Below are 9,670 nucleotides of genomic sequence, written 5' to 3' on the forward strand. Positions count from 1 at the left end.
CAGGTCGAGGTACTGCCGCTCCTGGAGCGAGACCACCTCGTTGAAGGCGTCGGCCGCGTCCATCGCGCAGGCGGAGGAGCACCGCGACGCCGTGGCGCGCGAACGCGCCGCGCGGGAGGCCGAGCTCCAGGAGGTACGCGGCGCCGGGAAGCGCCTCGGCGCGGAGCTGGAGCGGCTCACCAGCCAGGTGCACCGGGACGAGGTGGCCCGCGCCGAGCAGCGGATGCGCATCGAGCAGTTGGAGGCCAAGGCCGCCGAGGACTTCGGCCTCGACGTGGAGACCCTGGTCGCCGAGTACGGGCCGCACCAGCTCGTCCCGCCCACCCAGGTCGACGTGGCGACCGCCGAACGGGACGGCCTGCCGGTGCCCGAGCCGGTGCGCTACGAGCGGCCGGTGCAGGAGAAGCGGGCCGCCAAGGCGGAACGGGAGCTGGCCCTGCTCGGCAAGGTCAACCCGCTCGCGCTGGAGGAGTTCGCCGCGCTGGAGGAGCGCTTCAAGTTCCTCTCCGAGCAGCTGGAGGACCTCAAGGCCACCCGCCGCGACCTGCTGACCGTGGTGAAGGACGTCGACGACCGGATCCTGGAGGTCTTCGCCAGCGCGTTCGCCGACACCGCCCGGGAGTTCGAGCAGGTCTTCACCGTGCTCTTCCCCGGTGGCGAGGGGCGGCTGATCCTCACCGACCCGGACGACCTGCTCACCACGGGCGTCGAGGTGGAGGCCCGCCCGCCGGGCAAGAAGATCAAGCGGCTGTCGCTGCTTTCCGGCGGGGAGCGGTCGCTGACCGCGGTGGCGATGCTGGTGGCGATCTTCCGCGCCCGGCCCAGCCCCTTCTACATCATGGACGAGGTGGAGGCGGCGCTCGACGACGTCAACCTGGGCCGGCTGATCACGCTGCTGGCCCAGCTGCGCGAGAAGAGCCAGCTCATCGTCATCACGCACCAGAAGCGGACGATGGAGGTCGCCGACGCGCTGTATGGCGTCACCATGCGTAACGGGGTCACCCAGGTGATCAGTCAGCGGCTCAACCGGGCCGACGGGGAGACCGCGCGGCCCGGCCGCGACGGCGACGGCGAGGAGATCAGTTAGTGGCTCGGGAACGCGCGACGGCGCTCCTGGTGGACTTCGACGGTGTGCTGCGACGGTGGGACCCGTCCGTGGCGGCCGGCGTGGAGCGGGAGTACGGCCTCTCCGAGGGTGTCCTCGTCGAGATCGCCATGCAGTGGGGCCGCCTCCAGCCGGTGGTGACCGGCCAGGTCAGCCACGCCGACTGGGTGACCAGCGTGGCCGACGCGCTCGCCGAATCGGCGGGCGGCCCGGAGCGGGCCCGCGCGGCCGTCGAGAAGTGGCAGCGCTACCGCGGCGAGGTGGACCCGGAGGTGCTGGACTTCGTCCGCGAGGTGCGCGCCAGCGGCATCCGGGTCGGGCTGGGCACCAACGCCACCGACCTGCTCGACGCCGACCTGGCCGCGCTGGACCTCGTCGGCGAGCTGGACGTGGTGGTCAACTCCTCGGCGCTCGGGGTGAACAAGCCGGCGAAGGACTACTTCCTGGCGGCCTGCGAGGCACTGGAGACGGCACCGTCGCGGGTGCTGTTCGTCGACGACGAGGACTGGGCGGTTCGCGGCGCCCGGACCGCCGGGCTGTCCGCGCACCGGTGGAGCGGCCCGGGCGACCTGCGCTACCTGCGGGCGGCCCTGGAGCCGGCCGGCTGACCGGTCCCGGCGGCGCCGACCTGCTCAGTCGCCGGTGGCGCCGTCGATGCGCTCCCGGATCAGGTCGGCGTGCCCGTTGTGCCGGGCGTACTCCTCGATCATGTGGACGTAGACCCAGCGCAGGCTGACCTGGTGCTCGCTGCCGTCCCGGCGGCGCAGCGTGAACTCCTCGCCCAGGTCGTGCCCGGCGGCGGCCGCGTCGGCGGCCTCGATCTCGGCCCGGAACGCGGCGAACTCGGCCTCCGGATCGGCGGTGGACACGGTGGTGAACTCGGCGTCCGGGTCGGCCGCCCAGTCGTACAACTCGGGCAGGTCCTCCCCGGCGAAGCGCTCCCGGAACCAGGCCCGCTCCACCACGGTCATGTGCCGGACCAGGCCGAGCAGGTTGAGCCCGGACGGCTCGACGCTCGCGGTCCGCAACTGCTCGGCGGTCAGCCCCGCGCACTTGTGCAGCAGGGTGTCGCGATGGTAGTTGAGCCAGCCCTCCAGCATGGTGCGCTCGTCACCGAGGAAGGGCTCGTGCCGACGGTTGATCTCAGGTGCTCTCCAGGTCATGCCGGCCATCTTTGCGTCCAGGTCCGACATCCGGCGACCCGATTTACCCATCCGGAGTGTGCGGAAGGGACCCTTCACCTCAGAAGTAGTTCTCGTTGAAGCGGTTGAGCAGCCGCGCGAAGTCCTCCACGTCGCGGGTCGGCCAGTCCTCCAGCGTGCGGTGGAACCGGTCCAGCCGGCCCTCCCGCGCCACGTCGAACCGCCGCTGCCCCTCGTCGGTCAGGCTCAGGCGGGAGGCCCGGCGGTCGTCCGGGTCCGGGTCGCGCCGGACCAGCCCCACCTCCTCCAGCGCCTGGATCTGCCGGCTCAGCGTCCCCTTGCCGATGCCCAGTTGGGCGGCCAGTTCGGTGAGCCGGACCGAGTCGGTGTGGCGCAGCCAGAGCAGCAGCCCGTACGCGTTCGGCTCCAGGTTGGGGTGCACCTGACGGGCGATCTCCCAGGAGACCGCACGGCTGCGGCGCAACAGCGCGGTCAACTCGTGCTCCACCGCGCGCACCGTCTCCGGCGGGTGTTCCGTCACGGGTACCGAGGGTACGGTCTCCCGCTCAGCCGGCGTCGGTCAGTCGGCGTCGCATCACCGGTCGCAGGTGCCCGTCTGCGGTGGTGCCCTCCATGGTCACCTCGGCGGTGCGCCCGCTGTGCGTCAGCGTCGCCACCGCGTTGCCGAAGTACGGTCCGGCCAGCTTCCGCCACCGCACCGGCGACCGGCGTACCCCCGCGGCGCGGGCGAGCGCCCGGGTGGCCCCGGACGGCCCCGCGGACCACCCCATCCGCATCAGCGGGCGGATGCCGGCGGGCACCTGGTTGTGGATGGGCGAACAGGTGAGCTGGTGCACGGGGGTGGCCACGTCGGCGTCGGCGAACCGGACCCGGGCCACGTACGAGTGGTGCACGTCGCCGGAGAGCACGCTGATCGAGGCCGGTGGCGCGTACGCCGGCCCGGCGCCGACCCGGTCGCCCGGCTCGCCCGGCGTTCCGGCGCCGATCCGGGCGAACAGCGCGCCCAGCGCCTCGAAGGAGCGGCGGAAGGCGGCCCAGTGCTCCAGGTCCAGTCCCCGGCGCAGCCTCTCGGCGAGCCCGGCGACCCAGGGGCGGGGCGAGTCGGCGAGCTTCTCGTTCCACGCCTCCACGTGGTGGATGCCGGGCGGAAGCAGCCACGGCAGTGAGGAGCCGACGACGAGGTGGTCGTACACGCCGTGGGCCTGGTCGAGGAACCAGGACCACTCGCCCGGCGGCAGCATGGCCCGTTGCCCCCGGTCCAGGACGCGGCTGCACCGGTTGTCCAGCATCACCAGGCGGGTCCGGCCGAGGTCGAGCGCGTAGCTCCACTGGTACTGCGCCGTCCGCCACCGCTCGGTGTCGTGGGCGAGGTCCGACTCCTGGTCGACCCGGTGGCCGAACTCCTTCAGCACGCCGGTCGCGTCCTCGGCGGCGACGACCTTGGCGTAGACCGGATCCGCCTCGATCTCGTCCGGGGAGAGGTTGCCCAGGTGCTGGTAGACCCAGTACGAGGCGAGGCCGCTGCCGATCCGCTCGGCCCACCACGCCTGCTCGCGCATCTCCGCCCGCCACGAGGCGGACGTGTTCCAGTCGTCGATGATCTCGTGGTCGTCGAAGATCATCACGCTGGGCACGGTGGAGAAGAGCCAGCGGATCTCCGGGTCGCGCCAGGACTCCAGGTAGAGCTTGGTGTACTCGTCGAAGCTGACCACCTGGTCGCTCGGTGCGTCCTTCGGCCGCCGCCGGCGCCGCTTGAGCAGCCGCTTCACCGTCGGGGAGGTCTCGTCGGCGTAGACCTGGTCACCGAGGAGCACCAGCAGGTCGGGCAGGTCGGCCGGGTCCGGGTCCGCGATCAACCGCCGGGCGTACGCGTCCAGCGCGTCGGGCGGCAGCTTGCGTGCGGTGGCGTGCTGGGTGGTCTCCCGGCACGAGCCGAAGATCAGCCGGACCGGCTGGTCGAGGTCGTCGGCGGCCCGGGTGCGGATGACGCTCGGCGGGAACCCGGCGCGCGGCACCGGCCAGGCGACCTCGTCGTCGATCAGCACCTCGTACGTCGTCGCGCTGTCGGGGGTGAGGCCGCTCACGACGACGAGGGCGTAGTGGTGGTCGTACGCCGAGAAGGTGGGCGCGCTGCCGGTGGCGCCGTCGGCCGTGCGGACGGTGACCACCGCGGGCGCGCTGGTCTCGACCCAGACGGTCGCCCGCGTGTCGACCACCCGGCGGAGCAGGGGGCCGATGAGCAGGTGTGCGGCGGGCATGGCGGACCTCCAGGTGAACGGGCTTCATCTTTACTACCCCGCCGGCGGTCGCACCACTGCTGGCTGACGTCGAGATTACCGCCGTCGGTGCGGGGGTGCGGAGAGAGCGGTGGTGAAGACGCCGTGGTCCCCATCTGACAGGATTCCGGCATGACGGAATACCTCCTCATCGCACTCGCCCTGCTCGGCGTGCTGATCCTCGGTGCCATCGGGCTGGTCGTGCCGCGGCTGCGGCGGCGCCCGGAGCCGCCGCTGCCGAGAACGGAGGTCGACACCCGGGCGGAGGAGGATCTCGCCGGCCCGCCGGTGCTCGCGCCGGAGGCGGAGATATCCACCGGAATCCTGGTCGAGCCGCCGGTCGTCGAGGCGCCGCCGCCCACGCTGGAGGTCCCCGAGCCGACCGCCGGGCGGCTGGTCCGGCTGCGCTCCCGGCTGTCCCGCTCGCAGAACGTCTTCGGCAAGAGCCTGCTCGGTCTGCTCAGCCGCGACCACCTGGACGAGGACACCTGGGAGGAGATCGAGGACAGCCTGATCACCGCCGACGTGGGCATCGACTCCACCCGCGAGATCGTCGACCGCCTCCGCGAGCGCACCCGCGTGCTGGGCACCCGCTCGGGCTCCGAGCTGCGCGCGCTGCTCGCCGCCGAGCTGGTCAACGCCCTCGACCCGAGCCTGGACCGGTCCCTGCACACCGCGCCCAAGGAGGGCGTGCCCGCAGTGCTGCTGGTCGTCGGTGTCAACGGCGCCGGCAAGACCACGACCTGCGGCAAGATCGCCCGTGTGCTGGTCGCCGACGGCCGCAGCGTGATCCTCGGCGCCGCCGACACCTTCCGCGCCGCCGCCGCCGACCAGTTGGAGACCTGGGCCGGCCGGGTCGGCGCGGAGACCGTCCGTGGCCCCGAGGGCGCGGACCCGGCCAGCGTCGCGTTCGACGCGGTCAAGCGGGGCATCGAGACCGGCGTCGACACGGTCCTCATCGACACCGCCGGTCGCCTGCAGAACAAGGTCGGCCTGATGGACGAGCTGGGCAAGGTCAAGCGGGTCGTGGAGAAGCACGGCCCGATCGACGAGACCCTGCTGATCCTCGACGCCACCACGGGACAGAACGGTCTGGAGCAGGCCCGGGTCTTCACCGAGGTGGTGAAGGTGACCGGCGTGGCGCTGACCAAGCTCGACGGCACCGCCAAGGGCGGCATCGTCATCGCCGTCCAGCGGAAGCTGGGCATTCCGGTGAAGCTGGTCGGGCTCGGCGAGGGCAAGGACGACCTGGCCCCCTTCGACCCCGCGCAGTTCGTCGACGCGCTGCTGGGGACCGAAGCCCCCGGACGGGACGCGTAACCTCGCAGTGACGACCGACGATCGCGCCTACGCCGGGTGGCGCGACCCCCGCCACCCGGCGCCGCGCCTCGGGAGACCGTACGTGACTTCGCAGGAGATCCCGCTGCACGGCGGGAACGTGAGCACCGTGGTCCGGGTCGGCGACACGGTCCGCCGCAACGCCGGCCCGTGGACACCGTCCGTGCACGCGCTCCTGCGCCACCTGGAGTACGTCGGGTTCACCGGCGCCCCCCGCGCCCTCGGCATGGACGAGCGCAACCGGGAGGTCCTGTCGTACCTGGAGGGGGAGTGCGGGGAGTACCCGCTGGCCCCGCACTGGGTGACCGACGAGGCCCTGGTGACCGTGGCGACCATGCTGCGGATGTTCCACGACGCGCAGTACGGCTTCGTCCCGCCGCCGCAGGCGGTGTGGCGCTCGTTCGGCCCGCCGCCGCCGGACACCGAGGTGATCTGCCACCACGACGCCGCACCGCACAACGTGATCTGGCGACCGGACGGCACCCTCGGGCTGATCGACTTCGACCTCGCCTCGCCCGGCGCGCGGATCTACGACGTCGCGTACGCGGCTTGGACCTGGGTGCCGATCTTCTCCGACCGGGACTCCATCACCCTCGGGTGGAAACGGCCCGACCGGCCCCGCCGGCTGCGGCTCTTCGCCGACGCGTACGGGCTGATCCCCCGGGACCGGCACCGGCTGATCCGGACCATCCGCAAGCGGATCGTCGACCACGTCGAGGGGATCCGCCGGATGGCCGCCGCCGGGGAGCCGGCGTTCGTCCGGATCGTGCACCGGGGGCACCTGCGCCGGCCCATGCGGGACCTCCGGCTGCTCGACTACGAACGGCACGCCCTGGAGAACTCGCTCCGCTGACCCTCCGGGGGCCGGTCACGGCCGGTCGGACATCGACGTACGCCGACCGGCCGATCCACCCCCGTCCATGCCGACGACTGTGCGGTCTTCTTCACACGTACGAAACAAGCCGTCACCGAGTGGAAACCGGTCGGGGACCTTCAATGAAACAGCCGGCGGCGAGGCTTCCGCGCAACCGGCTGACGGGCGATGCTGCCAGGTCTCAGCCGGAGGGAGGACTTCCACACCGAGAGGAGGCAGCGTGGAGATCAACACCGGCAACACCGCCTGGTTGCTCTTGTCGTCTGCGCTCGTGCTGCTCATGACGCCCGGCCTGGCCCTGTTCTACGGCGGCCTGAACCGGTCCAAGGGCGTACTCAACATGATGATGATGAGCTTCTCCGCGATCGGGCTCATCTCTGTTCTTTGGGTCATCTACGGCTTCACCCTGGCGTTCGGCACCAACGACAACGCCGGCCTGAACAACGTGATCGGCAGCTTCACCCAGTACCTCGGCACGGAGACCGACTTCATCGGCGAGGAGTGGCTGTTCCTCGGCGCGGGCACCGGCATCCCGACCTACGTCTTCATGGTCTTCCAGATGATGTTCGCCGTCATCACGGTCGCCCTGATCAGCGGCGCGGTCTCCGACCGGTTGAAGTTCTCCGGCTGGCTGCTGTTCGCCTTCGCCTGGTTCACCCTGGTCTACGTCCCGGTGGCGCACTGGGTCTGGGGCGGCGGCTTCATCGGCGCCAAGATCAAGGCGCTGGACTTCGCCGGTGGCACGGCGGTCCACATCAACGCCGGCGCCGCCGCGCTCGGCCTGGTCCTCGTCCTCGGCAAGCGCATCGGCTGGCCGCGGGAGAGCTTCAAGCCGCACAACGTCCCGCTGGTCGCGCTCGGCGCCGGCCTGCTCTGGTTCGGCTGGTTCGGCTTCAACGCCGGCTCCGAGCTGACCGTCGACGGCACCACCGCCGTCGCCTTCGTCAACACCCAGGTCGCCACGGCCGCCGGCGTGCTCGGCTGGATCATCGTGGAGTGGCTGCGCAACGGGAAGCCGACCCTGGTCGGCGCCTCCTCCGGAGCCATCGCCGGCCTGGTCGCCATCACCCCGGCGTGTGGCTTCATCGCCCCGCTCCCGGCGGTGCTGCTCGGCCTCATCGCCGGCGCGGTCTGCGCGGTGGCGGTCGGCCTGAAGTACAAGCTCGGCTTCGACGACTCGCTCGACGTGGTCGGCGTGCACTTCGTCGCCGGCTGGATCGGCTCGCTGTTCATCGGCTTCTTCGCCACCCTCCAGGTCAACTCGGCCATCGAGGGCCTCGGTGCCAGTGAGGGGCTCTTCTACGGCGGCGGTGTCACCCAGCTCGGCCGGCAGGCGCTGGCCAGCGGCATCGTCTCGGTCTACTCGTTCGGGGTCGCGGTGGTCCTCGCGCTGGCCGTCAAGGCGATCATCGGGCTGCGGTCCGACGCCGAGGACGAGGTCGCCGGCATCGACGTGGCCGAGCACGCGGAGAGCGCGTACGACCTCTCGCCGACCACCGGCAGCAGCAGTGGCGGTGCGTTCGCGATGGCCGGGCTCACCGCGGGCGGCAAGGCGGCGGACGATCCGGCGGCGCCGGCCGAACCGGCCACCGGGCCGGTCAACGAGAAGGTCGCCGGTTAACGTTCCTGGGATGGAGGGGTTGGACATGAAGCTGGTGACCGCGGTCATCAAGCCGTACCAGCTGGACGCGGTGAAGGAGGCCCTGCACGCCCTCGGCGTGGCCGGCCTGACCGTCAGCGAGGTCCAGGGGTACGGCCGGCAGAAGGGGCACACCGAGGTCTACCGGGGTGCCGAGTACACGGTCGAGTTCCTGCCCAAGATCCGGGTCGAGGTGCTCACCGACGAGATGGACGTCGACAAGATCGTGGACGCCATCGTCGCCGCCGCCCGGACGGGCAAGATCGGCGACGGCAAGGTCTGGGTCACCGGCGTCGAGGAGGTCGTCCGGGTCCGTACCGGCGAACGCGGCCTCGACGCCCTGTAGGGGAGTCCCGAACCGATGACCTCGTTGATCAAGGGGAATGCGTCAGAGAAGACCGGCGACGGTGACGCGAACCCCTTGATCAACGGGGTCGTCGGCCTGCCCGGGGGGATCGGGGAGGGGGCGCGGGGGGCGCGGGCGGACGCGTTCGATGCCTGGTTGTCGTCGTTGCTGCCGGAGCGGGCGGGGGTGGCGTTGGTCGCCGTCGGGGGGCTGGGGCGGCGGCAGTGCGCGCCGTACGGGGACGTCGACCTGGTGCTGGTGCACGCCGGGGTGGCCGGCGTGGACGAGCTGGCCGCCTCGCTCTGGTACCCGATCTGGGACGCCGGCCTGCGGCTGGACCACTCCGTGCGTACCGTCGCCGAGGCGCTCTCGGTGGCCCAGGACGACGTCAAGGTGGCCACCGGGCTGCTCGACGCGCGGCTGGTCGCCGGTGACGCGGCCCTCGCCGACGCGCTGGCGCGTACCGCGACCGACCACTGGCGGCGGACCGCCGTCCGGCAGCTGTCCGGGCTGCGGGAGATCACCGCCGCCCGCTGGGAGGCCCACGGCGAACTCGCGTTCCTGCTGGAGGGCGACCTCAAGGAGGCCGCCGGCGGGCTGCGCGACGTGGGCGTCCTGCGGGCGATCGCCACCGCCGGGATCACCGACGCGCTGCGCCCGGCGGTCCGCGCCGCCCACCTGCGCCTGCTCGACACCCGCGACGCCCTGCACCAGCAGGTCGGCCGTCGGGCCGACCGTCTCCTCGCCCAGGAACGCGACGGGGTGGCCGCGCTGCTCGGCCTTCGCCAGCTACCGACCGGTGGGCCCGACGCCGGTGCGGAACCCGTCGTCGCCGACGGCGACGTCCTGCTGCGCCGGGTCGCCGGTGACGCCCGCACCGTCCGCCACGCCCTCGACGACGCCTTCCGGGCCGCCGACCGGCTCCGCGC

9 protein-coding genes and 1 pseudogene are annotated in these 9,670 nt (G+C 72.2%); 7 read left to right on the plus strand and 3 right to left on the minus strand.

Annotation, left to right across the window (positions count from 1 at the left end):
• Positions 1-1,087 (plus strand): AAA family ATPase (locus tag AB0I76_RS15245; protein WP_357034868.1); only part of this gene is annotated, 1,087 nt, incomplete at its 5' end.
• Positions 1,087-1,713: an HAD-IA family hydrolase gene (locus AB0I76_RS15250; protein WP_357034870.1), complete on the plus strand. Its 627-nt coding sequence runs from the start codon at positions 1,087-1,089 to the stop codon at positions 1,711-1,713. The genes AB0I76_RS15245 and AB0I76_RS15250, both read left to right, overlap by 1 nt.
• Positions 1,714-1,737: 24 nt before the next feature.
• Here AB0I76_RS15250 and AB0I76_RS15255 read toward each other — a convergent pair whose 3' ends face one another.
• The 3 genes from AB0I76_RS15255 to AB0I76_RS15265 form a co-directional block, all read right to left on the minus strand.
• A complete protein-coding gene (locus tag AB0I76_RS15255) occupies positions 1,738-2,268 on the minus strand; it encodes a DinB family protein (RefSeq protein ID WP_357034887.1) in 531 nt (176 codons plus the stop codon).
• Positions 2,269-2,347: 79 nt separating this feature from the next.
• Positions 2,348-2,788 (minus strand): MarR family winged helix-turn-helix transcriptional regulator, encoded by a 441-nt coding sequence (locus AB0I76_RS15260; protein WP_357034873.1) that lies wholly within the window; start codon positions 2,786-2,788, stop codon positions 2,348-2,350.
• 25 nt (positions 2,789-2,813) lie between these two features.
• The gene (locus tag AB0I76_RS15265; protein ID WP_357034875.1) at positions 2,814-4,526 is read right to left on the minus strand and encodes an alkaline phosphatase D family protein; all 1,713 of its coding nucleotides are present in this window, start codon (positions 4,524-4,526) and stop codon (positions 2,814-2,816) included.
• A gap of 150 nt (positions 4,527-4,676) precedes the next feature.
• Here AB0I76_RS15265 and ftsY point away from each other — a divergent pair, with 150 nt between their 5' ends.
• From ftsY to AB0I76_RS15290, 5 genes and pseudogenes are all read left to right on the plus strand, one after another.
• Positions 4,677-5,864 (plus strand): signal recognition particle-docking protein FtsY, encoded by a 1,188-nt coding sequence (ftsY, locus tag AB0I76_RS15270; RefSeq protein WP_357034878.1) that lies wholly within the window; start codon positions 4,677-4,679, stop codon positions 5,862-5,864.
• 7 nt (positions 5,865-5,871) lie between these two features.
• Positions 5,872-6,735 carry an aminoglycoside phosphotransferase family protein gene (locus tag AB0I76_RS15275; protein ID WP_357034881.1) on the plus strand — a complete coding sequence of 288 codons (864 nt, stop codon included), beginning with the start codon at positions 5,872-5,874 and terminating at the stop codon, positions 6,733-6,735.
• A 241-nt stretch (positions 6,736-6,976) separates the two neighbouring features.
• Positions 6,977-8,377, plus strand: a complete 1,401-nt coding sequence (locus AB0I76_RS15280) for an ammonium transporter (protein WP_357034884.1) — start codon at positions 6,977-6,979, stop codon at positions 8,375-8,377.
• Positions 8,378-8,402: 25 nt separating this feature from the next.
• Positions 8,403-8,741, plus strand: coding sequence for a P-II family nitrogen regulator (locus AB0I76_RS15285; RefSeq protein ID WP_170285500.1), 339 nt, complete (start codon positions 8,403-8,405; stop codon positions 8,739-8,741).
• A gap of 15 nt (positions 8,742-8,756) precedes the next feature.
• Positions 8,757-9,670 (plus strand): annotated as a pseudogene (locus tag AB0I76_RS15290) ([protein-PII] uridylyltransferase); the annotation flags it as partial.

The sequence above is a fragment of the Micromonospora sp. NPDC049799 genome, from assembly GCF_040656655.1.
Lineage (GTDB): Bacteria > Actinomycetota > Actinomycetes > Mycobacteriales > Micromonosporaceae > Micromonospora.